This is a genomic window from Bradyrhizobium huanghuaihaiense (assembly GCF_007830635.1).
GTDB classification, from domain to species: domain Bacteria; phylum Pseudomonadota; class Alphaproteobacteria; order Rhizobiales; family Xanthobacteraceae; genus Bradyrhizobium; species Bradyrhizobium huanghuaihaiense.
Map to the genome: position 1 here is coordinate 26,158 of NZ_VLLA01000006.1, position 24,613 is coordinate 50,770.

Sequence of the window (24,613 nt, forward strand, 5' to 3'; positions counted from 1 at the left end):
GATCGACCAGCGAGTTGGCGAATGCCCAGCCCGAAGCAGATGGAAAAGCTAGCCAAGTCAATGGGTAATCAGCCTGCGAAGGAAAGTCCGTTTGGCCCTCAGGACGAGATGCCGGAGGAATATTGGCGCTCGGTCCTCGACGATACCCCGGCTGACGCCAAGTCGCTGGGACGGGCCGCAGGACTTCGCCTGTCCGAGCTCTCGCAGCACGTCCTGCGGGTTTCCTGCCGCCGGTGCGACCGCATTGTTGAGATCCAGAAGGCGGACGCCGTCCGGCTCTACGGGCAGCAGGCCGGATGGAAGGAGGTCGCGCAGCGATTGCTCGACAACACATGTCAGAACCGGACGGGCCGCCATCAGGAAGACGGCTGTTGGCCGGCCTTCGGGCCCGTTTGACCAAACACTCACTCGCATGGCTCCGAAGCATCATCCAACGCCGCTATCCGGTGGCGACCGCAAAGCCCTCAGCAAGGAGCTCCGCAAGGCACGCGCGATGACTACCATTCTGGCCGCAAAGTCCGCTGCGGCTCGCGCCGAGGGTGAAGCTCTGATCAAACAGGCCGACTGCCTCCTGTGCGAGAGCTGGAACGAGCGCATGTGGGCGAACGGCGAGCCGATCGATCCGTCGCCGACCATCGACCAGGCGATCAACGGCGGCTACCCGTGGCTGGAAATCCAGTGCTCGCGCTGCAAGACGCGACGCGATGTGGATCTGACTGTACTGCCGCACGCCTCCACCACCTTTGTCCATGACCTGTCTGGAAGGCTCCGTTGCAACAAATGTGCTAAGGCGGGACGCCGTCCTGCCGCGACGTTGCTACAGCTCGCGCATCACCATCCCCGCCCCGCTTCTCCCGAGACCTGACGATGTGCAACCTCTACTCGATCACCACGAACCAGGCCGCCATCAGCGCGCTGTTCCGCGTGGTCAACCGGTACGTCGGCAACCTCGCGCCGATGCCCGGCGTGTTTCCCGACTACGAAGCGCCGATCGTCCGCACCGGCGCTGATGGCCGCGAGCTTACGACAGCACGCTGGGGCATGCCCTCGTCGTCAAAAGCGCTCTTGGACGCGACGCAGAAGCGGGCCGAGAAGCTGGAGGCAAAGGGCAAGCCTGTCGATTTCAAGGAATTGCTCCGGATGGAGCCCGACGGCGGCACCACCAATATCCGAAACGTGAAATCGAAACATTGGGCCCGTTGGCTGGGCGTCGAGAACCGGTGCGTGGTCCCCTTCAACTCATTCAGTGAGTTCAACAAGGCCGAGGGCGGCGACATCTGGTTTGCTCTCGACGAGAGCCGGCCCCTTGCCTGCTTTGCGGGCATCTGGGCCAACTGGACGTCGGTCAGGAAGGTCAAGGAAGGCGAGACCACCAACGACCTCTATGCGTTCCTGACGACGGAGGCCAACGCCGAGGTCGGTGCCATCCATCCGAAGGCGATGCCCGTGATCCTGACACAACCTGAGGAAGTCGAGGCTTGGATGACCGCGCCGTGGGATGAAGCCAAAGAACTTCAGCGTCCGCTTGCAGACGGCGCGTTGCGGATCGTGGCACGTGGCGTGAAAGAGGACCTGGCCGCTACTTGAAACACGCTGACGCCTGCCCCTGGAGCCGACCGCTCATGACGGTCTGTTGCAGGCTCGAGTCCTGCTGGGCCCACCAACGTGATCAGTCGCTTACGTCGTTCTTGTTGCCTGCACCGCGGCCGCCGCACCAGGATACGTCCACTTTTCGTTCGTGAAGGCGGTTCGCGCCCGCTTCCAGCGCTGTGATTTCCGTCGCAAGCAAATTCCATGTCCGCTAAGGCTTCAATCTCGGCAATGGATTTTCCGGTCTGGGTGGTCCGCGAAGGGGCAACAGGCGACATGAGCATCGGACTTATTTCCGGTGCTCTGACGGTCGAAGGCCAGATGGAAAGGCGCGACCATTCGTCGGCCGAACCACCACAGCACTAAATTCCAGCTGACACAGATCGAAAGCGCGAAGCTGATGCCGATCGCGGAACCAACTTGCGGTGCTAAGGCGTTCAGTGCTGCAAGGGCCAAGCCCAATCCCATCAGTCCACCAGCACTGTTCGCAAACACAGCGGCGGTCGGAGGGCCGCCGGCACGTGGATGCAGGATCAACATCATGCTTGTGAATACGATCGGAAACGGCGCAATGATACCGCTGATTTTGGGCCCGGCCGCGAACGATGCCGTGATGACGACCGCGACCAGCGCGGCTACGAACGAAGCGCGCAAGGGGATGTCGTACCAACCTCGCGTTACCTCCGGCATGTCGACATGGCGGTAGCGTGCGAGCAGAGGGACGGCGATCGAAAAGGCAATGGTATTTGCAATCAAACCACCGGTCACAGTCCATTGTACAGCGCCAATGATCGCTGCCAATGCGATCCACACCGCGACCGCGGCGAGGCAGCTCACGGCCGCTCCCCGGCGTTGCGCAAACACGACATAAGTCAACCCCAAGAATATCGTCGCAACGTTGATCGGTAGGCTCGCGAGCGCCCCAGCCGCCACAAACGACGCATCATGATCAAGCGCCAGAAATACGTAGGATGGTCCCGACGAGATCGGCAAAGTCGTGATCAACGCGCCGATCACCGGGCGCGATCGCTCGGTTATGATGGAAGCCGTCACCACGAACGCCGCCGTGATGGCCATCCGCAGGCCGAGTGTCAGCAGGAAAGTAGCTTCGAGAAACATGTTCCAACCGTTGTCTCGGCAAACGTTGAGGACCGCACGCCGCCGAGGTCGCAAGAGGTGAAGGAAACCGACAATCGGCGACATCCTCTATGTCGCGACTGCCCTGTTATCTTCGACATGTTCGGCCGTCATGGGTCGGGCTTTCACTCGTTCCTGAAGACGCTTGCACATCACACGCAAACTTCCGTGCGGAGTGACAGAGGAGAACCGGAAGAGAAGTGATCCTGTAGCGCGCGATCCGTCCTTGCTCTTGCCCTGACTGCTTCGTCTGAACCAGGAGCGACCCCTTCAACAGAGAAGAAAGTCACGTCACGCAATCCGATGGTGCCTAGAACGGCCTTCAGATACGGCGTCAGAAAGTCGGATTGTCGCGGATGCTCGTCGGAATACCTGCTGCCCGAGGACACGGCGACGAAGACCGGACGATCGCGCAGACCCGCTACCTTGCCGGACGTGGTCACGGTGAAGGTCCGGCGCACTCGAACCACATGGTCGATCCATGCCTTCAACGTGGAGGGAACAGTGAAGTTGTGCATAGGTGTTGCAATGACCACGATGTCCGAATCCTCCAGTTCCCGAATGAGTTGTTCGGACAGCGACATCGAGCCTTCCCGCGACGTCTCTGCGGGCGACTGCTGTGCGGCACCAAGGGCGCTTGCGTAACTTTCATCGATATGCGGGATGGCACCGCCGCCGATCACTCGGCTGACCAACCGGGCCGCCGGATCGCGCTTCCGCAAATGGCCGATAATCTGCTGAGAGAGCCTGTAACTCTCCGAAATCTGTCCGCGTGGGCTACAAGTGATATGCAAGATTTTCATCATCGCCTCGGGTCAAGGATTCGGCTGCGTCGCTGACGCCTGGAGGCCGATCGTCGTACGAAACGTTTTACGAGTCCGATGGTCCGCACCAAAGGTCCATGAATTGAGATTGCGACTGGGCCATGCTATAATGCTTTTAATCCGTGCGCGGAGTTGGCTAGCCTCATGACGACCGTAAAAGCCGGCAAAATCTCGCCGCTGGATCCGGCGGCGCCTGAGCCTTTTTATCGGCAGATCTACGATCGGTTTCGCAGCGCCATCGCCAGCGGATTGCTGCATCCGGGCGATCGCATTCCCTCGGCACGCGCGCTGACCAAGGAATTGGGTTTGGCACGCGGCACAATTGACGCCGCCTATTCATTGCTGGCCGCGGAGGGATACATCGAGGCCCGCGGCCAGGCCGGCACCATCGTTGCGCCGGGTCTCACACCGCGAACACCAGTCGCCATTCCAACACCGCAAGCCCGCAGCAGCACCACGACGACCAGCTTTCGTCCGGATTCGATTTTGCCGTTCCAAATGGGCCTGCCCGCGCTTGACGCATTTCCGCGCAAGATCTGGGCGCGGCTTGGCGCGCGCTGTGTACGCGCCATGCAACCGTCCGACATGGTTCATCCCCCCGTGTGCGGCCTGCCGGCGCTGCGCGCCCAAATTGCCGCCTATCTCGGGGTATCGCGCGGGATCAGTTGCTCGCCGTCGCAGATATTCGTGACCTCGGGATATCGTCACACCATTGAGCTGATCGCGCATTCATTGCTGAATGCGGGAGATCGCGTCTGGCTTGAAAACCCGGGATACCCACCGACGCGAGACATACTTGACCATATGAAGATTGAAGCCGTCGCGGTGCCGGTCGATCGGGAGGGCATGGTCGTCTCGGAAGGCTTTAGACTGGCGCCGCGGGCGCGCGCAGCGGTGGTAACGCCCGCGCATCAGTCTCCGCTATCGATGTCGCTGTCTCTGTCCCGTCGCCTCGCGCTGCTGGACTGGGCTGCGCGAAACGATGCTTGGATCATTGAGGATGATTACGACGGCGAGTACCGCTATGTCAGCCGTCCGCTGCCGGCGTTGAAGAGTCTGGATCGCGATGGCCGCGTGTTCTATTCGGGCACCTTTAGCAAGGTGCTGGTTCCGAGCCTTCGGCTTGCCTATCTTGTCGTGCCGGAAAGCGAGGTCGAGCGGGTCGAGCAAATCACCGAGGCGTTGGCGGGCGGCTGTCCCCGACTGACGCAAGCCATTGTCACGGCCTTCATCGCGGAAGGGCACTTCGCACGCCATATCCAGCGGATGCGAAAGCTCTATGCCGAGCGCAGGCAAGCGACGGTCGCGGGGCTGGAAGGCCCGCTTGGGAAACGGCTGCGGATCGATCTACAGCCGGGAGGAATGCACTTGATCCTGCGACTGCAAGGCCGACGATCGGACCGCCGGCTTGCCGCACGCATGCGCGAAGAGGGCCTATACGCCGAAGCGTTGTCGGATTGGATGGCGGGAGGTGGTGGCGGTGCCTCGGCCTTGCTGGTCAGTTTCACCAATATCAGTTCGCAGCGCGCCGCCGAGACTTTCGGACGGCAAATCCTGAAGCTGATGTGACCGCGGCTTTAGCAGAAATCATGGACTAGTAAGTGACGCCATTCTTGGACCTTTTGGAATAGGCCAAGATATCGCACGATCGAATCCTCAATCAGCAACGAGGATTCATCATGACTAACCGTATCGACTACGCCAAGATTTCACCCGTTGGCTACAAGGCTTTCGGAGGCGTCTACGTCCATGTTCAAAACTCCAGCCTCTCAAAAGACCTCATCAATCTGGTGTATTTACGAGTGTCGCAGATAAACGGCTGCGCCTACTGCATCGATATGCACTCCCGCGATCTGCTCAAGTCGGGCATCGAGATCGACAAGCTCGTCCTCGTGCCGGTGTGGCGCAACGCGGGCGCCGTTTTCAGTCCGCGCGAATGCGCCGCGCTGGCATGGGCGGAAACGGTCACTCGCGTCGCCGAAACCGGCGTCCCCGATGTCGATTATGAGGCTGCGTCTGCCGCGTTCGGCGATAAGGAACTTGCCGATCTCACCTATGCGATCGGCCTGATGGGAGCCTTCAATCGGTTGGGAATTTCGTTCCGTACGCCTCCCGCCGCTGCTGCGCCTGCTCGCGCGGCTTGAGCCGATCCATTGGCGAGCGCTTCGCGCAAGACACATCAGTCCCGAGCGCTCGCGTCGTTGGCCTCGCTGCTCCGCGAAACCCCTTCAGCGTCACTGCCAAGTATTAATGTAAGGATCGTATCCATGGCATGGTTATTTCTCAGCATGGCTGGCGTTCTCGAAATCGCCTTCGCCTTTGGCATGAAGTGGTCTGCAGGTTTCACACGTCTGATGCCCGGACTGTTTACGGCTATTACCGGCCTTTCCAGCATTTTCTTGCTCTCTATCTCACTCCGCACGCTACCGGTAGGAACCGGTTACGCAGTTTGGACGGGCATTGGGGCAGTGGGGACCGCGATTCTGGGAATGGCATTGCTGGGCGATTCAGCCTCGCCTGCGCGGGTGCTCTGCATCGTCTTCATTGTGGGAGGCGTGATTGGGTTAAAACTTGTCTCAGCGAACTGAGGCATAAAAAGCACGATCTCGCTGACTATGGACGTCCGGATGTGCCCGAGTGGCTCGAAGCGGTCTGGCTTCTCACAGAACCGAGCAGCCAAGGACAGAGTTTTGGACTAGTCAGAAAGCAATTTCATGGCCCTTGGGTGCGGGTCACGAATACGTATCATTGACGATCGAGGTTGAGGCAGGCGTCTGACTGCGACGGTCGCTGTGGCTTGTTCGATGCTCCCAACGGTTCACTGGCGATCATCTCGCAATCATTTGCGGAACAATACTTCTCATAATCCCGCGGTAGCAGGCGTCAAAGCGGCAAATATGTTTCACTCTGCGCGCGCACACCCCTTCTTCGCAATTGTCCTGGCAATACTCATCTTCCTTGTCGATACACTCTCAACTATTCACTTTGCTGTTGCCTCCCTATACGTTGCCGCCATTCTGATTGGCGCGCGCGATCTTGAGTGCACGGGCATCATTCTCAGTGGAATTTCGTGCGTGGCGCTAACCGCGCTCAGCTATCTTCTAACCCACGGAATTATCTTTGTCGGCGCAGCCCCATTGAGGTCAATGGTCAGCTTCGTGACCATCACAACAACGACCGCCCTGGTGCTCAAAAATCGGTCGGCAAATGAGAGTCTTGCTGAGGTTGAACGAGAGCGTAGGAACCTTGCGCGTTTCTTCTCGCCAGAAATCGTGAAGCGGCTTGTTCAGATCGATGTCCCCCTTTCTGCAGCTCGTCGCGAGAAGGCAGCGGTCCTGTTCGCCGATGTCGTCGAATTCACCGCCCTTACATCTGGAAAGACGCCTGACGAGGTCATCGGATTCTTACGCGAGTTGCAGGCAATTCTCAGCGAGGCCGTATTTGCGCACGGTGGTTCGATAGATAAATTCCTTGGGGACGGCCTCATGGCCGTGTTCGGCCCACCTCTTCCCAGCAACCGGGACGCAACCAACGCGGCGCTTTGCGCAATACGAATCCGTGATCGCATCGCGCACTGGAATGACCGACATGCCAATAATCCAGGCAAACCCATTCGCATTGCTGTCGGCATTCACTGGGGGGAGGTTGTGCAGGGTGACATCGGCACCGATAAGCGGCTTGAGTTTACAGTGGTTGGCGATATCGTGAACGTTGCGAGTCGTGTGGAAGCCTACTGCCGGACACTCAACGCGACAGTACTCGTTACCGGAGATTTCATTCAATCGCTTATTGCTGAAGGCAGCGTCGACGTCGCAAAGTCCTTCACAAGTGAAGGACGGCATCTGCTCAGAGGCTGCCAAGAGCCTCTCTATCTCTACAGCCTAACACTACACTGAGGGCTCAAGGCGAAGTATGTAAGTGTTGGATGACGCGGCTATGGGAACGGAGCGGTCCGCCCAGCAGGGTAGCGAACCTTCCATCACCGTCGATGTCTGAATTCGATTTTTAGAAGCTGCCTACTGATGCAATGCATCTGCTGTGCGCTTAGCCATCTTACATCGTTAGCAGCCGACTTTTGCAACAAAGTCGGTCCCATAACGGACTTGCTTTATTGGCCCGCGAATGTCCGCTCATGAGAGTCGCGCGAATGTTCCTGTCGCGCTGAACCACTATGCGAGATGTTTAGGCGGGAAGACGGAAATCGGAAGTCCAACCCAGCTCCGCGCGTGCCTTTCCGACCGCAACGCTTCTATTGCACTGTGCGATGTTATAGATGCCCGGCCTACCATGGTCCATGGCCAGCAGAGCGGCATAGGCAGCCGCATCGACATGAACAGGTGCAGAATTTGACGGCTGGTCCGAAATGGTTCCGGGGCCATAAAGCTGACCGTAGCGGAGGACGATGCCCTCTAGCGGCGGCGATTTCAAAGTTAGATATTCGAGCGCGATCAGGCCCTGCACGTTGACACCGCCTTCCCCCTCGGCACCCGTGTCGAGAGGGTCCGTCTCCGCGTGCGGCTCCGCCCCAGGCGCATAGGCCCACGCGATGCTTTGTGCCACCATCCGGCGGGCGCCCACCGCGATTGCCGCCCTGACGAGATTGCGCGTACCTTCACTACGAATGCGGGCGGTACGAACGATCGCTGCTCCCATCTCACGTGGATTGAGGTCTTTCGGGAGGTCGGTGAGCTGATGGATCACGACATCCGGGCGTGCCGATGCAACGACGCGTGATAGAGCTGATGCGTCGAAGACGTCGACCACGATCGGATCCGCCCCGAGCGACCGCAGTGTGTTGACATTCGCTTCTGACCTGGTGCTACCGCAGACGTAATGACCCGCGCTGCGCAGGAGCGGCGTCAGGCGTCTACCGATGGCTCCTGACGCACCCGCGAGGAATATCCTATAACCCATCATTCTTACTCCTGAGCCAGAATGCGCCTTAACAGCGACTACCCCGCTGTGCGCTTTCTTTCCGATGCATCCAGCGATGAGAACGCAATCGCTCCATTCCTATGATCCCAGGTGAATTTCCGCCATGGGCCGGACCAGGCGTTCCCGCGATGCCGGACATTCCTCATTTGAGACGCGCACAACTCTTCGCATGTCGGGCGGATGCCCGAGCGCTACTTCGCCATATTGATGATCTTGGCTTGAGTGTACGCCTCGAGGCCTTCTCGTCCCAATTCTTCGCCGACGCCTGATTGCTTGGCGCCACCAAAGGGAATATCGGGCGACACGTCGAGAAACTTGTTGATCCAGACAGTCCCGGTTTCGATTTTAGCTGCTACGCAGAACGCCCGATCGAGATCCTTGCCCCAGACCGTTCCGGCGAGCCCATACTCCGAGTTATTGGCACGGGCGATCGCGTCATCAACGTCAGAGTAGCGCAGCACCGGGACGACCGGGCCGAACTGCTCTTCAGTGACCAGTCGCGCATCGTCGGCGATGTCCCGGACGATGGTCGGTTGAACGAAATAGCCCTTGCGTCCGAGTACTTCGCCGCCCGCAACGATCTTACCGTTCCGTTTGGCGTCTTCGAGGAAGCCCTTTACCTTCTCAAACTGCGCTTTGTTCTGCAGCGGGCCCATCTGCGTCCCCTGCTTCAATCCGTCATCGACCACCGATTCCCGCGCGAGACGACCGAGTTCCTCGCAGATCCGATCATACTGCGACTCATGGACGTAGATGCGCTTAGCTCCGAGGCAGAGCTGCCCGGCGTTCATCATTGCCGCGACAAACAATTTTGGCGCTACTTCGACCGGGTCGACGTCATCAAGCACGATCGCGGCGTCGTTGCCCCCCAGTTCCAGGGTCAACCGCTTCAGGGTGCTTGTTGCTCCGCTCATCACCTTCTTCCCGGTGGTGGTCGAGCCAGTGAAGGCAACTTTCGTCACATCGGGATGGCTCGATAACGCCCCACCCAGATCATTGTTGTCCACGATGATGTTGATGGTACCCGGCGGCAGAATCTGCTTACAGATTTCACCGAACAGAAGCGTCGTGAGTGGCGTGGTCGGAGCCGGCTTCGCGACCACCGTGTTGCCGGCGAGCAACGCCGGCGCCAGCTTGAGGACCAGCAGAACAACCGGGAAGTTCCATGGCACGATCGCAGCGACCACGCCAAGCGGCATGCGCTGACGCACGACCTTTCGCGTCGCATTGTCGTTCAATACTTCATACGGCAGATCGAGCTCGGCGTGATAGCGAATGATGTCTGTGGAGAAAGTGATCTCCCATACCGCTTCGGAGAGTGGCTTGCCCTGCTCCAGCGTCAGCAATCGTGCGAACTCGTCGTTTCGCGCTTCAAGGGCGTCGGCCAACCTCCCAAGGAGAGCGCCGCGCTCCCGAACCGGCTTGGCTGACCACACAGGGAACGCCGCTTTCGCAGCTGCAATCGCTTGGTCGAGCTGCGCGATATCAGCCCGTGGAGCAACCGCAAGCAGTTCTTCGTTTGCTGGGTTGATGACGTCGAGCGTTGCTGCACCAGCTACCAACTGACCATCGATCAGTAGTTTGAATTCGTTCATTGTTCTCTCCTGGTCCAATCGCACTGTCGACCGCTGTCCGAACCGCGGCACGTAGAGAAGCGCTTCATCGCATCGCGCCCCGGCGCAATCATCCGGACGACACGTTCGTCGGCCGATCCCGCTAGATGTTTATCGAATGGCGACAACTCATGAGCAAGAATTGGTCACACACATGCTCCGCCTCAATCAGACCAAGGTGTCGCCGATACCTTGGGATCGATTCATCGCAACTGTTGGCTCTGCCTGGCTTCACTGGGCCGTCTTGGCGCACGCCGCCGCATCGTTGCGTCGGCGCTCGCGCGCGAGGTGCCCGCAAAATTTCCGACGACACCATGGTGCAATTGAGCCAGGCCTCGGGCCCGCCTAGCTACACATGAACGTCGGTCACTTATAGGATACAACCATGACCATCATCAAAGCAGCAGCCGTGCAGATCAGTCCGGTTCTCTACAGTCGTGAAGGCACGGCGGAGAAGATTGTCCAGAAGATCGTCGAACTCGGTCGACAGGGTGTGCAGTTCGCGACCTTCCCTGAAACCATTCTGCCCTACTATCCCTATTTCTCGTTCGTGCAGCGTCCATTTGAAGCGATCGGTCAGAACCTCGTCCTGTTCGAGCAGTCTGTGACCGTGCCGTCACCCACGACGGCAGCGATCGGCGAGGCTTGCCGGCAAGCCAATGTCGTTGTGTCCATCGGCATCAACGAACGAGATGGTGGAACGCTCTACAACACTCAACTGCTCTTCGATGCGGATGGCACCCTTATCCAGCACCGGCGCAAAATACTGCCGACCCATCACGAACGTATGATCTGGGGGCAGGGCGACGGTTCGGGGCTCAAGGCCGTCGACAGCGCGGTGGGGCGCGTGGGGCAGCTGGCATGCTGGGAGCACTACAATCCATTGGCGCGATACGCGCTGATGGCGGACGGCGAGCAGATTCATGCGGCAATGTACCCAGGCTCATTCGGCGGCGACCTCTTCGCCGAGCAGACCGAAATTAACATCAGGCAGCACGCACTGGAGTCTGCTTGCTTCGTCGTCAATGCGTGTGCCTGGCTCGATGCGGACCAGCAAGCCCGGATCATGCAAGACACCGGTTGTCCGATTGCACCGATTTCCGGTGGCTGCTTCACGGCAATCGTCACGCCACAGGGACAACTCCTGGGACAGCCGTTGCGCTCCGATGAGGGGACGGTGATTGCGGATCTCGACTTTTCATTGATCGACAAGCGCAAGCGCCTGATGGATTCGCGTGGTCACTATAGTCGCCCGGAATTGCTCAGTCTTCTGATCAATCGCGCACCGGCTTCGCACGTCCACGAGGTCCACGCGCAGATGTCGTCAGTTGTGCTTGAGACCGCCAATGATCCGCTTCCCGTCACGGGATGACGAGCGTCGCGACCGAGAACTAAGCAACCAGCGGAGAAAATGATGTTTCCCGTCGCGCGTTCGGACCCAAAGAGTCTTCCCAAACCCAGTCTCAGCACCATCAGTGTCGAACACATTCGCATCGACTCGATCAAGTCTTACGCGGACACTCGGGCGACCCTGGAGGGGCTACCTCACTTCGATGACCGCATTCGAACCCTCCTGCAGTACGGCGATATCGATAAGGTGAGATCCGCATTGCAGAAAATTCAGGGTGATGCAGGCCTCGTCAGTTTCTCGGTAGCAACCCATGGGGACTGGCTGCAAATTGTCTCCAGCAAGCGAAATGTCGTGCAGTACGTGATCGGCAATGTGCTGATCCCAACGCAAATGACACGCACGAACTCGACGCGACCCTCTATGCGCCTCTTCGCATCGTAGTCTACGAGAATGAGTCAGGCGCCGCGACTATCGAATACGACCGACCATCGGCGCTTTTTGGTCAATTCGGCAACGAACGCGTGACTGCAGCGGCACAAGATCTTGATGAGAATATTCCACGATGTTTTGATCCGCGCCGCAACATGAATCGATTGCATATCCGAAGGCGGTAGCAAGCCTGGGCCGAATGCGCGCTGAGTGCAGACAAGGAAGCAAATCGATGGCTACTTACGAACCCGCGATCACGGCGCTGCTGTGCATCGACTTCTACAACGACTTCCTGAGCGTCGGCGGAAAGCTCTGGCCGTGGGTTAAGGAGGGCGCCGAGGAGGCCAACCTGCTGGAAAACCTTCGCACGATCGTTCGAGCCGCCCGTGAGGCAGGTATCGCGATCTATCACGTTCCACATCATCGCTGGGAACCCGGAGACTACGTGGATTGGAAGTATCCCTCGCCCTATCAGCTCGGCGCGGCGGAACGGCAAGCCTTTGCAAAGAATAGTTGGGGCGGGACGTTTCACAAAGACTTCCAGGTCGAGGTGGGCGATATAGTTGCAACCGAGCACTGGGCGTCGAGCGGCTTTCCCAACACGGATCTAGAACACCAGCTCAAGCGATACGGCAAGGAGAAGATCATCTGCACGGGCTTGTTGGCGAACACCTGCGTCGAAGCGACGGCCCGTATTGGAATGGAACTCGGCTTCCACGTTACGTTGGTACGTGATGGGACGGCAGCGCGCTCACATGAAGCCCTGCATGCTATGCTGGACATCGACGGCCCGACCTTTGCTCACGAGATCCTGACGACCGCCGAGTTGGTTTCCGCTATCCGGGCTTCCGCGTCCGCTGGCGAAATGTCTGCAGGACAGGCGAGTTCAAAGCCGCTATAGCCGGTCATACGCGGGTAAGGAATTTCGCAGGCCCGTGGCGCTCTGGCGTTCGTCCCACACGCATCCTCAGGCTATTAGGGTGAGTGAAGCCAAACGCACGATGGAGAAAAGTGCTCTCGTAGCGCTCGATCCGCCCCGGCTCTCGCTTCGGTGACTGCCTCCTGGTCAAGGGATGATCCTTCAACGGAGAAGAACGTGACGTCAGTAAAGCCAATAACGCCTAGCACAGTTCTCATGTACGGGGTTAAAAAGTCCGGCTGACGCGCCAGCCCGCCGGAGTATCTGCCGCCCGAGGACACCGCAACATAGACCGGGCGATCGCGCAGTATCCCCTTGTAGCCTTCCTTTGTCGCGTTGAACGTACGGCGTACTCGCACGATGTGATCGACCCAGGCCTTCAGCGCCGATGGAATGGTGAAGTTGTGCATGGGAGTTCCGATGACCACGTAATCCGAGTGCTCTAGCTCTTGAATGAGTTCGTCAGATCGAGCCATGGTGCCCTCTGGAAATCGCTCGGCTGACGATTGCCGAGTGCATCCAAGTGCCGTCGCGTAACTTTCATCTATATGCGGGATCGCGCCGGCACCGATTACTCGATCCACCACTACTGCCGCTGGCTCCCGCTCAAGCAAGTATTTGATAATCTTCCGAGACAATATGTAACTCTCAGAGGTGTCTCCGCGAGGGCTGCAAATGACATGAAGGATTTTCATTATTGTCTCTCTCAGGTTCTAGAAGCGTTAGAAGACTCGCACCCTGAAAGACATAATCCTCTTCAAGCCTGCCTCTATTGCACCATGGTATCGTCAAGTCGCTGACTTGCCGAGCCCACGTACAACCGGCCACGGGGGTTCGGATCACAAACGGCAGTCGGCTCTCGCCTTTTGGGAAGCGTCCACGGATCCAGAGGCAACCTAAGAACTTTGAAGAAGGCCCCCGTCGCCGTTGAAAAGCACAGATCCGTACTAAGAGGACCCGTCCTGACCAAGACGGAGCTTGGCGGCCATCGTTGCTAGATCAACAAGCGAGCCAGCCTGCATCTTCCTCATGACCCGCCCTCGATGCGCCTTCACCGTGATTTCGCTGATACCAAGATCGAACGCAACTTGCTTATTCAACCGGCCAGTCGTCACCAACGACATGACCTCTCGTTCGCGTTGACTGAGCATCCGGTATCGATCGGCTATGACTTGAACTTCGACTGCCTGATCAATTAACGCGCGGCTATGCTCAATGGCGTTACGAATGGCCTCGAGCAGAGCATCGTCGGAGAATGGCTTGGTCAAGAATTCGACCGCACCGGCTTTCATTGCCCGCACGGACGTCGGCACGTCCCCGTATCCGGTAATAAAAATGATTGGCATGTCCGTGCGATCACCCGCCACGCGAACTTGAAGATCGAGACCATTCAAATCGGGCAAATTGACATCAAGGATAAGACAGCTGGGAGCCTGCACTCGCGGATGAGAAAGGAACCCTTGAGCTGATGAGAAGGTCTCCGGTCGCCAACCGGCCGAACTAATCATCAATTCCAATGACTCGCGCACTGAAATATCGTCGTCGACAACAAAAACGATCGGTAGGGTGTGCGACATGAATGACATCCAGGACAAGCGCTCTGCTAATTTACCGTACCTTCCCGCATTCGATGGTACTACGCGGCATTCTGCTCACACGAAGCGCAAGATCGATGGCATCGCGCAAGGAGGCGTCACTGAACGGCTTGAGCAGACATTCCACCGCGCCTTCTGCCATTGCGCGTGGCCGGACTGTCTCGTCACCGTGACCAGTAATGAAGACGATCGGAACGTCTTGCCGGCGTAACCGGAGTTCTCGCTGTAGGTCCGGCCCGGACATTCCCGGCATAGCCATGTCCAGAATCAAGCAGCTCGTGAGATCGATATGGTCGGAAACAAGAAACTCCTCGGCTGACGAAAACGCTTCGGCAGCGAAACCGAATTCCCTCAGCAAGTCTGGCAGCGATTCACGTACCGATTCGTCGTCATCGACAATCGAAACGAGCAAACGGCTCGTCATTAAAGGCTCCTCATCGCTTGGTCCCGCGTGGCCGGGCCCCAATTAGCGTTTAGCTCGTGGTTCCCCGCACTCCCAAGCTCAAGTGGGATAGAAAAGGAAACGGAGGCGCCATGGGTATCATTTGGTTGCGCCCACAGCCGCCCATGATGATTTTCGATAATGGACCGGCTGACCGACAAGCCGATCCCCATGCCGGCTTCCTTCGTTGTGAAGAAAGCATCAAAGATCCTGTGCAGGTCGTGCGAGGCGAAGCCAACTCCTTCGTCTTTCACGGTAAGGCGCACGCTCCCCGTATCGCGTTCGGTTTTGACGATGAGCCGCTTTGGGCGATTGTCGATGCCGCCCATCGCATCCGACGCATTGCGAACCAAGTTCAGGATAACCTGCTGAAGCTGGACGCGATCCCCCATGATGGCCGGAAGGCAATCGTCGAAATCGGTCTCAAGAATAATTCGATTCCTCTTGAGCTCGTTCAGCAGCAGCGCAATGACCTCTTGCGTCGCTTCATTGAGGTGAACTCGCTCCATCGAAAATCGGCGTTTGCCGAAGAGCGCCCGTAGTCGAACGATCACGTCGGAAGCACGCTTCCCATCCCGCATGGTTCGTCGCGCGGTCTCGCGCGCTCCGTCAACATTGGGTGGATCCGCGGCCAGCATCCGCAGACAGGTGCTGGCATTGGTGAGAATGCCCGACAAGGGCTGGTTAACTTCATGCGCGATCGAAGCCGTCAACGCTCCAAGGCTGGCGATTCTCGATACGCGGGCAAGCTCCGATCTGACGTCCTCAAGTGCCTCCTCCGAAATGCGGCGCTTGGTGACGTCCTGCACGGCGCCGACGTATTCGAGCTGACCACTTCGGTTCCGGATCGCATGAGCGACGAGATGAAGGTATTTGACCGACTGATCGGGCATAAGCAGCCGGTGCTCGTACTCGAAATCCTCTGCCTCCGCGCTCACCCGGGCGATCATATCCTTCATCAGCGAGATGTCGTCGGGGTGAACTCGCGATCCAATGAGCTGAAGCGTCACCGGAATCGCTTGGTCAAACTCAAAAATGCGATAAACCTGCTCTGACCAAATGATCTCTCCGGTCGCGACGCACCATGAGAAACTGCCGGTCTTGCTTAGGTGCTGGGCTTCCGTGAGAAACGCTCCACTTCGCTGCAGTGCCTCTTCCGATCGCCTGCGTTCCGTGATGTCGCGCAGGTAGCACGTAAACGAAGGTGGTCCCTCCAGAGGAATACGAGAGATCGCGAGCTCGACGGGGAATTCGCTGCCGTCTGCGCGTACGGCCGTCATCTCAACTCGTTTGCCGATCAATCGTGTTTCACCCGTCTTCAGATATCTAGCCATGCCTTGCCGATGCTTCTTCCGCAGAGCTGGAGGAATGATGGCAGCCGCCAATTCCCGACCGACGATCTCGCTACGGGGATATCCGAAGGTGCGTTCAGCGGCCGGGTTGAACTCGATTACTCGCCCTTCGTGATCCATCGTGATGATACAATCGAGCGCAGCGTCCAAGATCGCGGCCTTCCGCGCTTCACTTTGCTTCAACGCGGTGTCGCTCTGCGAGCGCTCGATGGCTATGCTGGCGACGTGCGAAAATTGGGCGATAAGATCCTGTTGTTCTCGGGTGGGCGTGCGCGGCTTGTCGTAGTAGATCGCGAAGGCGCCGGCAACCTTGCCCATCGTCGACGTGATTGGTGTTGACCAGCACGCTTGAAGCCCATGCGCCATGGCCATTGGGCACCAGGCATGCGCCGCCCATCGTGTTTCCAGCGTGAGATTGGCGGCGACCACCTGTTCGTTCAGATGCGCGGCCATCGCGCAGGGGCCTGAATCGGCATTTACCGGGCGGCCAATGATTGAGTTGATGAAGGTGGCCGGAAGGCTAGGCGCGGCGCCGTGTTCAAGCCGCGTGCCGGTTGGGTCGACCAGCACCACGCTGCAATAGCAGCCCTCGCTCGTAGTCTCAACGAGGCGGCACAGTGCCACTAGAATGTCCGACATTGAACTGCCGGCGGCCGCCATTTCCAGCAGTTGCTTTTCGCCCAAGAGTAGCGACTCAGCACGCCTCCGGTCATCGATATCGCTCTCGATCATGTACCATCGTACAATTTGTCCGCGCGCGTCCCTGCGGGGCATTCCACGCACGTGAAACCATCGATAAACGCCGTCAGCGCGTCGCATACGCTGCTCGACATCGTACGGCTCCCCCGTGGCTATCGATCGGTCCCAAGCCACTCTTACCGAAGGGAGATCGTCGGGGTGAACCAGACTTCCTGTCCTCCAGCCCTTTAGATCCTCGAGCGTCGTCCCAACATAGTCGAGGACATGCTGATTGACACTCTCGAGTTCGCCCGCCGGTGTCATGAAGAATACCATCGCAGGAATGGTGTCGGAAATGGATCGATAAAGACTCTCGCTCGCCCGACCAAGCCTCCCTCGGTCCTCGATATCAATATTCAGTCCGATCCATTTGACGATTTTTTCGGGCCCGTCGACTAACGGTCGAACTCGGATAGTGAACCAGTGGTATTCTCCGTCGCAGCGACGCAGGCGCGCTTCCATCGCGCTTTCCACGCCGGCTATCAGAATCGACCGCCAGCGCTCTAGCAGACCGGGTAGATCTTCCGGATGGACGGCACGCCGCCAACCGGCCCCCACTAGCTGGCCAGCATCAAGACCGGTGTACTCACACCAGCGACGGCTGACGTGATCTACATTTCCATCAGATAACGCCGTCCAAACCAATCCTGGAAGCGCATCGAGTACAGGACTGAGGTCGTTCTCCATGGGGCTCGTTCCTGACGGTCACCGTGGCAGAATAATGCGTCGGGAAGCCACGCGGGGTCGATGATACCTTGGTGTTGGTTCAAAGATCGCCGCTCCGGCTTTGAGCAGAAGCCTACTCCCTGGCCTGCTCGATCGACAATCGATTTTGTCCGCGATCTTCGGGATTTACTGGCATCGGCGAAGGCCCTTGCATGGGCCGACGACTGACGATCGCACGACTTGTCGACTTAAACGGCAGACGGCTGGCGACACCTTCGTGCAATGGATTCATTGCCGATACCCGTTAAATCGAACGTAAGCCGATAAACCGTCGCTTCCTTGTTTTTCGCAATCGGCGCCGAAGCAAAAGCTCCCTGCTGGAGTGCGTCATGGACCAACGTGAATTCGACTACGTCATCGTCGGTGCGGGTTCTGCGGGATGCGTGCTCGCGTCGCGTCTCACGGAGGATCCGAGCATCTCAGTCTGTCTGCTCGAAGCTGGCGGAGGAGACACGAGCGTTCTGATACAGGCCCCGGCTGCCTTCGTCGCAATGGTGCCGACAAAGCTCAACAACTACGCGTTCCAGACTGTACCGCAGCCCGGCCTGAACGGCCGCCGCGGATATCAACCGCGTGGCAAAGTGCTTGGAGGCTCAAGCTCAATCAATGCGATGTTCTACGTGCGAGGAAACAGATGGGATTACGACCACTGGGCCTCGCTCGGCAATCCTGGCTGGTCCTATGACGAGGTGTTGCCGCTGTTCAAGCGGGCTGAACACAATGAAGAGTTCAAGGATGAATACCACGGTCAGGGCGGACCTCTGAACGTTACCTACCAGCGATACGAGAGCCCGCTCGCCAAGCTGTTCCTTGAGGCCGCGGCGCTGCGGCAAATCCGGTTAAATCCTGATTACAATGGAGCGCAGCAAGAAGGTGCCTTCGCGTATCAGGTCACCCATAAGGATGGCGAGCGGTGCAGCACGGCGAAGGCCTACCTCACTCCGAACCTGTCGCGCAAGAACCTAGCAGTTTTGACACATGCCATCTCTGCCAAGATATTGATGAGGGATCGTCGAGCGTACGGCGTTACATATTACCAGGGCGGGGAGGCGAAGGAGGCGCACGCCCGGCGAGAAGTGATACTTTCCGGCGGCGCCTTTGGTTCGCCGCAACTTCTGCAACTCTCCGGAATAGGACCTGGCGAGGCGCTGGCGCAGTTTGGCATTCCGATCCTGAACGACCTACCCGGTGTTGGTGCGAATTTACAAGATCATATCGATTACGTCCAATCGTGGCGCGTACTGGACGACATCGGGACAGTTGGCATTTCGTTCAGAGGCGCAGCGAGAATGCTGCGTGCAATCCTTGAGTGGAAATGCAGCCGTACCGGCTTAGTGACAACGACCTACGGCACGGCTGGCGCGTTCATACGATCATCGCCAGAAGTCCCCGCACCCGATTTGCAATTGATCTTTGTCATTGCAATCGTCGACGATCATGCACGCAAGCTCCACCTTGGCCACGGCATATCCTGCCACGTTGATGTCTTGCGACCCCATAGTCGAGGTGTCGTAGGACTTACCAGCATCGACCCGCGCGATCCGCCCCGGATCAATCCCAACTTCCTTTCCGACGAGCGCGATCTAAGGCTGCTGGTCAAGGGAGCCCAGATCCAGCAAGGAATTATCGAATCCCGCCCATTCCATCAACTCCGCGGGGAAATGCTGTACCCGATGCGAATCGACGATGTTGCCGGTCTCGAGAGCGATATTCGCAGCCGAGCCGATACGCAGTATCACCCGGTTGGCACCTGCAAGATGGGTCCGGATGACGATCCGATGGCGGTGGTGGACGCCAGGCTGCGTGTACGCGGCGTTGACGCGTTGCGCGTGGTTGACGCGTCCGTGATGCCAACCATCGTCGGCGGCAACACCAACGCTCCCACAATCATGATTGCCGAAAAGGCTGCAGATTTAATCCGAGAGAACGTTTGAACGTTCGTTTCACACAGGGACTAAAGGGATGGAGGCCGAACACATGCAGACGAACCACTCCAGCGGCAACGCAAAGAATGTTGTCGATTTGCGCCTCGAGCCAACAGCGGTCGACCATTTGCTCATCCAAGAGCTTTCCCATCGTGTTAAAAATGAGCTCACGTCAGTGATTGGACTCGCTGTATCGATCGCGCGTCGCTCTACATCTCACGAAGTCAAGTCCGCCCTCGCCAAGGTGAGCAATACGCTACATTGCTATGCGGTGGCGCATCGGGCGTTACAGATGCCGTTAAGTTGCACCGAAATTGACGCATCTGAATATGTCACCGCGCTCTGTCATTCGCTCTCGTGCGCTCGGCTTGATCCTCAAGGAATTGAGCTGGTACTTGCGTTGCGACCATTCAAGTTGGGTTCAGAGCGGTGTTGGAAGCTTGGTCTTATCCTTTCGGAGCTGATCACAAACAGCGCTCGTCACGCCTTCGGAAATCACGGCGGGACCATTGAGGTCACCCTGCGTACCTCGGGCTTGCTGGTTGAGTGTTGCGTTAAAGACAACGGCTCATCCCAGAGCCCACACGGGATCGGCCAAGGGCAGAAAATCGTAGCTGCTCTAGCAGAGGAACTGGGCGGCGCGATCAGCCATGAATTCGGATTGGAAGGCGCCACATCGACCCTCACGTTTCCGATCGAAGCCAAGTCGCGACTTGTCGACGTCGTTGCTGCCAAACCAGGTCAGAAGTGAAGCAATCGGCGGCGCATACCGATCGTTGTCTCTAAGAGCCCTCACCAACAGGAAAGGATCTTCCATGAACGGCCGTATTGACTACATCAAGGCGTCGCCGGCGGGTTACAAGGCCTTCGGAGGGGTTTACGCGCTCCTTCAGGAGAGCAGTCTCGCGAAAGAATTGATCTATCTCGTCTATTTGCGGGCATCGCAAATTAACGGCTGCGCGTATTGCATTGATATGCATTCACGCGATCTGCTCAAGTTCGGAGTCGCGGTAGAAAAGCTCGTGCTTGTACCGGTCTGGCGTGATGCAGGCGCGCTATTCAGCGTCCGCGAACGCGCTGCACTCGCCTGGGCGGAGACCGTAACGCGCGTAGCCGAGACCAACGTTCCTGCCTATGACTATGAATCTGCTGTCGCCGAGTTCAACGGTACGGAGCTCGCAGACCTAACCTATGCGGTCAGCTTGATGAATGTGTTCAATCGCCTGTCGATCGCATTCCGCACCCCGCCCGCGGCCTCGCTCAAAGTAGCGAATGCGGCATCGGCCCTCGGCCGGCGCGACGAATAGGGCATCGACCAAGTCCTGGCACCTCCTCCCGCTGCCAGGGAAAACTGGAGCCGTCGGAAGAACCGACGGCTCCTTCTTCAATGATCGTCCTATGCTCGCGGACAGGCAGACAATGGTGACCAAGCGTTATGAACAAACGGGAGCTCAAATGCCGAGCCGACATCCGAACTCTTAGATCGCATCGACACTCGGCCCTTAGATGGAGGTGACAGATATGCGTGCAAGATTCCGAGACAAGGTTGTGGTAGTTACCGGCGCCGGCAGCGGCATAGGCGCGGCCACAGCAAATCGCTTCCATGCCGAAGGTGCGGCCGTTGTTCTGAATGGACGGCGCGAGTTCAAGTTAATCGAGGTCGGCACGGCATTTGATAACGATCGCTGTATGGTCCGGCCTGGTGACGTTTCAATCATCGAGGACGTAGAACGTTTAATTGCCGACGTGGTCGACCGCTTCGGCAGGATTGACGTTCTCGTCAATAATGCAGGGACCGGTACCGTCGGAGACTTCCTCACGATGTCCGTTCAGAATTGGCGCGACGCGTTTGCGGTCAATGTTGACGGCATCCTTAACACAGCACGAGCCACGCTTCCTCATTTAATCCAAAGCAAAGGCTCGATCATCAACGTCTCATCCATTAGCGGTCTGGGCGGTGATCGCGGGTTAAGTTTCTATAACGCGACCAAAGGTGCCGTCTGCAATCTCACCCGTAGTCTGGCCATCGAATTTGCTCAGGAAGGAGTGCGGGTGAACGCGGTTTGCCCAACTACCACCTTCACTGACCTGACAACACCAGTGTTTGAACAGTATCCCGAACTGCTTCAACGCTTGCTAGAGCGCATTCCTATGGGACGCGGCGCCCAGCCGCAAGAAGTCGCGAGCGTCATCGCATTTCTGGCGAGTGACGACGCAAGTTTCGTAAATGGAGTCAACTTACCGATCGACGGCGGCGTGGATGCGTCGAGTGGCCAAGCGCCTTTCCTTTAACGAGGGCTCGCGCCGTGGCAGGGAATATGAGGTGGCAAGCAAATCAGTCCAAGCGCGTCGACCTGGCTGGCCAATGCATCCCGTGAGCTAATTAAGGGGCTTTGATCGTATGGCACGGATGATACTGGCTTCTGCTGGCGTTCTCGAGATCGGATTTGCTTTCGGCATGAAGCTGTCGGAGGGATTCACAAGATTGATACCCTCGCTGTTTACCGCTGCTACCGGATTATCGAGCGTCTTTCTGCTCTCGCTCGCACTCCGAACTCTTCCCGTGGGAACGGGCTACGCGGTCTGGACCGGCATTGATGCGGCGGGTACCGCCATTGTGGGCATCGCAATGCTGGGTGAGTCAGCCTCACCTGTTCGGATGCTTTTCATCGCTTTGATTTTGGGAGGGGTTATTGGTCTGAGGTTGGTTTCCGCTTGAGAAGCGACGCGCAGTAAAGTTGATGAAGCTACCGACTTCCGCAAAGGGTGCAATTTCAAGCTGATGCCTCGATCGTAACGAACCTTCGTCGCGCTTAGCTCCATTTATCAAATGAGAGTCTTAAAGCTGCGTGACCGGTGCGTACCGCGAATTTCTCCCGCACCGATATCGCACGGGTCATGGCATCTACCGCACTGGCGATTGTCTGCCTTGGGTCAGAAGCTACCCTCAATACCTTGCATCAACTTGGTCGGCTCACCTCTGATAAGCGGACGTCGGGTTCATCCGCGCGACCCGCAAAACCGAGCCACGGTCATGAGAATAATCTTCCAAAAGCGAACCGGATGGGAGCGGCCGGAGCGAGGACTATGCCGAGCCCGACGGTATCGCCCGCGGGCATCATGCACTCTTCTCTTGCAGCAGCAGAGTCACGCGGGGTGGCTCCTTCCCAAGGTGGTAGGAGCGCGCACGAACGACGGCCTCGCTGTCTGCCAGATTGAGGCGGTCCATCCCTCGCTGCAACTCGTGCCAGTCGCGAATAAGAAATGTCTCGACCCAGTGCATTGGATTGCTGACATCGCGCGACAAGGCCCATCCCACCGCCCCGTCGCGATATCGAGACAACCGAACATCCGCCATGGCGACCAGAAATGCCGGGGCGTCAGACGAGTCGATATGGTAGCTGATCGCGGCACGCAGGCGATGCCGGGAGCTGTGCAGAAGCGGCGCCATCTCCTCGGCGATCACCAAAGCAGGGGGATCTGTTATGGCCGAGGCAGAGGGATCATCGATCTCTGCCGGGAGCTGTATTGCTCGGGTGAGAAGAGCAATGGCACAGCCCGCAAGGCCCGCGGCGAGGATCGTTCCCTTCAATCCGGCGTAGTCACCGAGCCAACCCCAAAGGATGGCACCAAGACCCATGGCTCCATTGAAGATCGCCTGATATAGCGCCAGCGCACGAGCGCGCACCCAAGGCGCTGCCGCCAGCTGTACCGTTGCCTGCAGGTTCGAAGCACCGACGATCCAGCCGATGCCGAACACGAACAGAGCTGGATAGGCGGTCTCGGCGCTAGGAACGATGGCAAGGGGCACCAACGAAACGCCGCACGCCGCGCCGGCCAGAAAAATCAGGTTATTGCGTGGAAACAATCTATTCAGTGCGGGCATCATCAAGCCGCCAAACACCGCACCGGCCCCGATGACGCCCATCATCAGGCCGAAGGATGCGGATGAGAACCCTAAAACCTGGCGCACGTACAACGGCAGCAGCGCCCAGATGGCACTTGCGCAGCCAAAGAATGCCACCGAGCGGACCAGCGTGCTACGTATAATAGGCTCAGCCAACGCATAGGCGAGGCCAATGCGCATCGCCGACTGGAACGGCTCGGGCGGGACGTTGTTCGTCGCCTGCTTTCGCGGGAACGTCAAAAAGATGCCGACGACGAGAGCAACGAAGGCGAAGGAAGCCGCGTTCGCTGCAAAGGCCGCGGTTGCACCAGAAACCGCCAGGATCAGCCCGCCAATCGCAGGACCGATGGCTCGGGCGATATTGAACCCAACTGAGTTGAGAACCAGGGCTTGCGCAAGAGACCGGCGTGGCACCGTCAGAGGAACGGAGGCGGCCCATGCCGGCCCGTTCAAGGCGGCACCCACGGCAAGCAATGTGGTCAGTAACAACAGCTCCGCGGGTTCAACATTTCCCACCGCCGCAACCATCGCAAGGATCGCCGACGCGACTAACATCAGCAGGTTGGTCAGGATCAACAGACGCCTACGGTCCATCAAGTCGGCAATGGCTCCAGCTGGGAGGGCGAGAAGGAGTACCGGTAGCTGCGCCGCAGCTTGGACCAGGCTGACCATTATTGGACTTGGCGCCAAATCGGTCATGATCCACGCGCTCGCGGCATTTTGGATCCAGGTCCCGAGAGCAGAGACCGTGTTGGCCAGCCACAGCCAGACAAACGCGCGACTTGCGAACGGCGCCCAAGCGGAATGTGCTGCCGCACGCTCCGGGGCATCTGTGACTGCTTCATCCTCAGAAGACATCAAGGATCACGCCGATGGTTATCGCTGGCAGTATCGGACGCCTACGGACCGCTTGCCGATGCGCCTATCAAATCATGGGGCCGGGGTCCCTGCCAGACGCGAATGCGACGTAAACCGGCATACAGGACAATCTGTTCCGCAAGAGCTTGCCGCTCACCGTGCTCGCGCACGCTGGTCTGATGTGGACGAAGGATGAAGGGGAGCAGGCGACGCTCAACGTCGTATCCCAACAACGCGGACAGGCCGTTGAGACACACGGCAGCTTGGGCCAA

25 protein-coding genes are annotated in these 24,613 nt (G+C 58.3%); 16 read left to right on the forward strand and 9 right to left on the reverse strand.

Annotation, left to right across the window (positions count from 1 at the left end):
• Positions 1-21 precede the first annotated feature (21 nt).
• Genes IQ16_RS14630 through IQ16_RS14640 form a run of 3 tightly spaced genes read left to right on the forward strand, consistent with a single transcriptional unit; the run spans position 22 to position 1,587 of the window.
• Positions 22-396, forward strand: a complete 375-nt coding sequence (locus IQ16_RS14630) for a hypothetical protein (protein WP_244635701.1) — start codon at positions 22-24, stop codon at positions 394-396.
• 16 nt (positions 397-412) lie between these two features.
• Positions 413-865, forward strand: a complete 453-nt coding sequence (locus IQ16_RS14635) for a hypothetical protein (RefSeq protein WP_145831550.1) — start codon at positions 413-415, stop codon at positions 863-865.
• A 2-nt stretch (positions 866-867) separates the two neighbouring features.
• Positions 868-1,587 carry an SOS response-associated peptidase gene (locus IQ16_RS14640; protein ID WP_145831551.1) on the forward strand — a complete coding sequence of 240 codons (720 nt, stop codon included), beginning with the start codon at positions 868-870 and terminating at the stop codon, positions 1,585-1,587.
• 222 nt (positions 1,588-1,809) lie between these two features.
• Here IQ16_RS14640 and IQ16_RS14645 read toward each other — a convergent pair whose 3' ends face one another.
• Both IQ16_RS14645 and IQ16_RS14650 read right to left on the reverse strand, forming a co-directional pair.
• Entirely contained in the window at positions 1,810-2,709 is a 900-nt protein-coding gene (locus tag IQ16_RS14645; protein ID WP_244635704.1) for a hypothetical protein, read from the reverse strand.
• 170 nt (positions 2,710-2,879) lie between these two features.
• Positions 2,880-3,533 (reverse strand): FMN-dependent NADH-azoreductase, encoded by a 654-nt coding sequence (locus IQ16_RS14650; RefSeq protein WP_208751640.1) that lies wholly within the window; start codon positions 3,531-3,533, stop codon positions 2,880-2,882.
• Between the two features lie 162 nt (positions 3,534-3,695).
• Here IQ16_RS14650 and pdxR point away from each other — a divergent pair, with 162 nt between their 5' ends.
• The 4 genes from pdxR to IQ16_RS14670 all read left to right on the forward strand — a co-directional run bounded on the left by pdxR (position 3,696) and on the right by IQ16_RS14670 (position 7,447).
• Positions 3,696-5,120, forward strand: coding sequence for a MocR-like pyridoxine biosynthesis transcription factor PdxR (gene pdxR / locus IQ16_RS14655; RefSeq protein ID WP_145831552.1), 1,425 nt, complete (start codon positions 3,696-3,698; stop codon positions 5,118-5,120).
• A 110-nt stretch (positions 5,121-5,230) separates the two neighbouring features.
• Positions 5,231-5,695, forward strand: a complete 465-nt coding sequence (locus IQ16_RS14660) for a carboxymuconolactone decarboxylase family protein (protein WP_145831553.1) — start codon at positions 5,231-5,233, stop codon at positions 5,693-5,695.
• Positions 5,696-5,818: 123 nt separating this feature from the next.
• Positions 5,819-6,139, forward strand: a complete 321-nt coding sequence (locus tag IQ16_RS14665; protein ID WP_145831554.1) for a DMT family transporter — start codon at positions 5,819-5,821, stop codon at positions 6,137-6,139.
• A gap of 309 nt (positions 6,140-6,448) precedes the next feature.
• Complete coding sequence (locus tag IQ16_RS14670; protein WP_158646934.1) at positions 6,449-7,447, forward strand: adenylate/guanylate cyclase domain-containing protein; 999 nt, start codon at positions 6,449-6,451, stop codon at positions 7,445-7,447.
• A 286-nt stretch (positions 7,448-7,733) separates the two neighbouring features.
• Here IQ16_RS14670 and IQ16_RS14675 read toward each other — a convergent pair whose 3' ends face one another.
• Together IQ16_RS14675 and IQ16_RS14680 are read right to left on the reverse strand one after the other, a co-directional pair.
• The gene (locus tag IQ16_RS14675; RefSeq protein ID WP_347340202.1) at positions 7,734-8,468 is read right to left on the reverse strand and encodes an NAD-dependent epimerase/dehydratase family protein; all 735 of its coding nucleotides are present in this window, start codon (positions 8,466-8,468) and stop codon (positions 7,734-7,736) included.
• 209 nt (positions 8,469-8,677) lie between these two features.
• The gene (locus tag IQ16_RS14680; protein ID WP_145831556.1) at positions 8,678-10,081 is read right to left on the reverse strand and encodes an aldehyde dehydrogenase family protein; all 1,404 of its coding nucleotides are present in this window, start codon (positions 10,079-10,081) and stop codon (positions 8,678-8,680) included.
• 403 nt (positions 10,082-10,484) lie between these two features.
• Here IQ16_RS14680 and IQ16_RS14685 point away from each other — a divergent pair, with 403 nt between their 5' ends.
• Genes IQ16_RS14685 through IQ16_RS14695 form a run of 4 tightly spaced genes read left to right on the forward strand, consistent with a single transcriptional unit; the run spans position 10,485 to position 12,780 of the window.
• A complete protein-coding gene (locus IQ16_RS14685) occupies positions 10,485-11,471 on the forward strand; it encodes a nitrilase-related carbon-nitrogen hydrolase (RefSeq protein ID WP_145831557.1) in 987 nt (328 codons plus the stop codon).
• A gap of 42 nt (positions 11,472-11,513) precedes the next feature.
• The gene (locus tag IQ16_RS14690; protein WP_244635706.1) at positions 11,514-11,891 is read left to right on the forward strand and encodes a hypothetical protein; all 378 of its coding nucleotides are present in this window, start codon (positions 11,514-11,516) and stop codon (positions 11,889-11,891) included.
• Positions 11,885-12,064, forward strand: coding sequence for a hypothetical protein (locus tag IQ16_RS47805; protein ID WP_488226070.1), 180 nt, complete (start codon positions 11,885-11,887; stop codon positions 12,062-12,064). The genes IQ16_RS14690 and IQ16_RS47805 overlap by 7 nt, the downstream gene beginning before the upstream one ends.
• Positions 12,065-12,111: 47 nt before the next feature.
• Positions 12,112-12,780 (forward strand): cysteine hydrolase family protein, encoded by a 669-nt coding sequence (locus IQ16_RS14695; RefSeq protein WP_145831558.1) that lies wholly within the window; start codon positions 12,112-12,114, stop codon positions 12,778-12,780.
• Between the two features lie 74 nt (positions 12,781-12,854).
• Here the strand turns inward: IQ16_RS14695 and IQ16_RS14700 are convergent, their stop codons facing one another.
• The 4 genes from IQ16_RS14700 to IQ16_RS14715 form a co-directional block, all read right to left on the reverse strand.
• Positions 12,855-13,493, reverse strand: coding sequence for an FMN-dependent NADH-azoreductase (locus IQ16_RS14700; RefSeq protein WP_145831559.1), 639 nt, complete (start codon positions 13,491-13,493; stop codon positions 12,855-12,857).
• Positions 13,494-13,745: 252 nt separating this feature from the next.
• Complete coding sequence (locus IQ16_RS14705) at positions 13,746-14,375, reverse strand: response regulator transcription factor (protein WP_145831560.1); 630 nt, start codon at positions 14,373-14,375, stop codon at positions 13,746-13,748.
• A 31-nt stretch (positions 14,376-14,406) separates the two neighbouring features.
• Positions 14,407-14,817 (reverse strand): response regulator transcription factor, encoded by a 411-nt coding sequence (locus tag IQ16_RS14710; RefSeq protein ID WP_145831561.1) that lies wholly within the window; start codon positions 14,815-14,817, stop codon positions 14,407-14,409.
• On the reverse strand, positions 14,817-17,612 hold the full coding sequence (locus IQ16_RS14715) for a PAS domain S-box protein (protein ID WP_145831562.1): 2,796 nt from the start codon (positions 17,610-17,612) through the stop codon (positions 14,817-14,819). The genes IQ16_RS14710 and IQ16_RS14715 overlap by 1 nt, the downstream gene beginning before the upstream one ends.
• Before the next feature lie 368 nt (positions 17,613-17,980).
• Between IQ16_RS14715 and IQ16_RS14720 the strand changes: the two genes are divergently transcribed.
• From IQ16_RS14720 to IQ16_RS14740, 5 genes are all read left to right on the forward strand, one after another.
• Positions 17,981-19,585 (forward strand): GMC family oxidoreductase, encoded by a 1,605-nt coding sequence (locus tag IQ16_RS14720; RefSeq protein WP_145831563.1) that lies wholly within the window; start codon positions 17,981-17,983, stop codon positions 19,583-19,585.
• A gap of 43 nt (positions 19,586-19,628) precedes the next feature.
• A complete protein-coding gene (locus tag IQ16_RS14725) occupies positions 19,629-20,327 on the forward strand; it encodes a sensor histidine kinase (protein ID WP_158646935.1) in 699 nt (232 codons plus the stop codon).
• Between the two features lie 64 nt (positions 20,328-20,391).
• The gene (locus tag IQ16_RS14730) at positions 20,392-20,883 is read left to right on the forward strand and encodes a carboxymuconolactone decarboxylase family protein (RefSeq protein ID WP_145831565.1); all 492 of its coding nucleotides are present in this window, start codon (positions 20,392-20,394) and stop codon (positions 20,881-20,883) included.
• A 214-nt stretch (positions 20,884-21,097) separates the two neighbouring features.
• A complete protein-coding gene (gene budC, locus IQ16_RS14735; protein ID WP_145831566.1) occupies positions 21,098-21,868 on the forward strand; it encodes a meso-2,3-butanediol dehydrogenase in 771 nt (256 codons plus the stop codon).
• A 109-nt stretch (positions 21,869-21,977) separates the two neighbouring features.
• Positions 21,978-22,295, forward strand: coding sequence for a DMT family transporter (locus IQ16_RS14740; protein ID WP_145831567.1), 318 nt, complete (start codon positions 21,978-21,980; stop codon positions 22,293-22,295).
• 399 nt (positions 22,296-22,694) lie between these two features.
• Here the strand turns inward: IQ16_RS14740 and IQ16_RS14745 are convergent, their stop codons facing one another.
• Positions 22,695-24,341, reverse strand: a complete 1,647-nt coding sequence (locus IQ16_RS14745) for an MFS transporter (protein WP_145831568.1) — start codon at positions 24,339-24,341, stop codon at positions 22,695-22,697.
• Between the last annotated feature and the right edge of the window lie 272 nt (positions 24,342-24,613).

Excerpts from the sequence above, each read along its gene's own strand:
- IQ16_RS14630 (WP_244635701.1), top strand. The coding sequence starts at position 22 with ATGCCCAGCCCGAAGCAGATGGAAAAGCTAGCCAAGTCAATGGGTAAT.
- IQ16_RS14635 (WP_145831550.1), top strand. The coding sequence starts at position 413 with ATGGCTCCGAAGCATCATCCAACGCCGCTATCCGGTGGCGACCGCAAA.
- IQ16_RS14640 (WP_145831551.1), top strand. The coding sequence starts at position 868 with ATGTGCAACCTCTACTCGATCACCACGAACCAGGCCGCCATCAGCGCG.
- IQ16_RS14645 (WP_244635704.1), bottom strand. The coding sequence starts at position 2,709 with ATGTTTCTCGAAGCTACTTTCCTGCTGACACTCGGCCTGCGGATGGCC.
- IQ16_RS14650 (WP_208751640.1), bottom strand. The coding sequence starts at position 3,533 with ATGATGAAAATCTTGCATATCACTTGTAGCCCACGCGGACAGATTTCG.
- pdxR (WP_145831552.1), top strand. The coding sequence starts at position 3,696 with ATGACGACCGTAAAAGCCGGCAAAATCTCGCCGCTGGATCCGGCGGCG.
- IQ16_RS14660 (WP_145831553.1), top strand. The coding sequence starts at position 5,231 with ATGACTAACCGTATCGACTACGCCAAGATTTCACCCGTTGGCTACAAG.
- IQ16_RS14665 (WP_145831554.1), top strand. The coding sequence starts at position 5,819 with ATGGCATGGTTATTTCTCAGCATGGCTGGCGTTCTCGAAATCGCCTTC.
- IQ16_RS14670 (WP_158646934.1), top strand. The coding sequence starts at position 6,449 with ATGTTTCACTCTGCGCGCGCACACCCCTTCTTCGCAATTGTCCTGGCA.
- IQ16_RS14675 (WP_347340202.1), bottom strand. The coding sequence starts at position 8,468 with ATGATGGGTTATAGGATATTCCTCGCGGGTGCGTCAGGAGCCATCGGT.
- IQ16_RS14680 (WP_145831556.1), bottom strand. The coding sequence starts at position 10,081 with ATGAACGAATTCAAACTACTGATCGATGGTCAGTTGGTAGCTGGTGCA.
- IQ16_RS14685 (WP_145831557.1), top strand. The coding sequence starts at position 10,485 with ATGACCATCATCAAAGCAGCAGCCGTGCAGATCAGTCCGGTTCTCTAC.
- IQ16_RS14690 (WP_244635706.1), top strand. The coding sequence starts at position 11,514 with ATGTTTCCCGTCGCGCGTTCGGACCCAAAGAGTCTTCCCAAACCCAGT.
- IQ16_RS14695 (WP_145831558.1), top strand. The coding sequence starts at position 12,112 with ATGGCTACTTACGAACCCGCGATCACGGCGCTGCTGTGCATCGACTTC.
- IQ16_RS14700 (WP_145831559.1), bottom strand. The coding sequence starts at position 13,493 with ATGAAAATCCTTCATGTCATTTGCAGCCCTCGCGGAGACACCTCTGAG.
- IQ16_RS14705 (WP_145831560.1), bottom strand. The coding sequence starts at position 14,375 with ATGTCGCACACCCTACCGATCGTTTTTGTTGTCGACGACGATATTTCA.
- IQ16_RS14710 (WP_145831561.1), bottom strand. The coding sequence starts at position 14,817 with ATGACGAGCCGTTTGCTCGTTTCGATTGTCGATGACGACGAATCGGTA.
- IQ16_RS14715 (WP_145831562.1), bottom strand. The coding sequence starts at position 17,612 with ATGGAGAACGACCTCAGTCCTGTACTCGATGCGCTTCCAGGATTGGTT.
- IQ16_RS14720 (WP_145831563.1), top strand. The coding sequence starts at position 17,981 with ATGGACCAACGTGAATTCGACTACGTCATCGTCGGTGCGGGTTCTGCG.
- IQ16_RS14725 (WP_158646935.1), top strand. The coding sequence starts at position 19,629 with ATGCAGACGAACCACTCCAGCGGCAACGCAAAGAATGTTGTCGATTTG.
- IQ16_RS14730 (WP_145831565.1), top strand. The coding sequence starts at position 20,392 with ATGAACGGCCGTATTGACTACATCAAGGCGTCGCCGGCGGGTTACAAG.
- budC (WP_145831566.1), top strand. The coding sequence starts at position 21,098 with ATGCGTGCAAGATTCCGAGACAAGGTTGTGGTAGTTACCGGCGCCGGC.
- IQ16_RS14740 (WP_145831567.1), top strand. The coding sequence starts at position 21,978 with ATGGCACGGATGATACTGGCTTCTGCTGGCGTTCTCGAGATCGGATTT.
- IQ16_RS14745 (WP_145831568.1), bottom strand. The coding sequence starts at position 24,341 with ATGTCTTCTGAGGATGAAGCAGTCACAGATGCCCCGGAGCGTGCGGCA.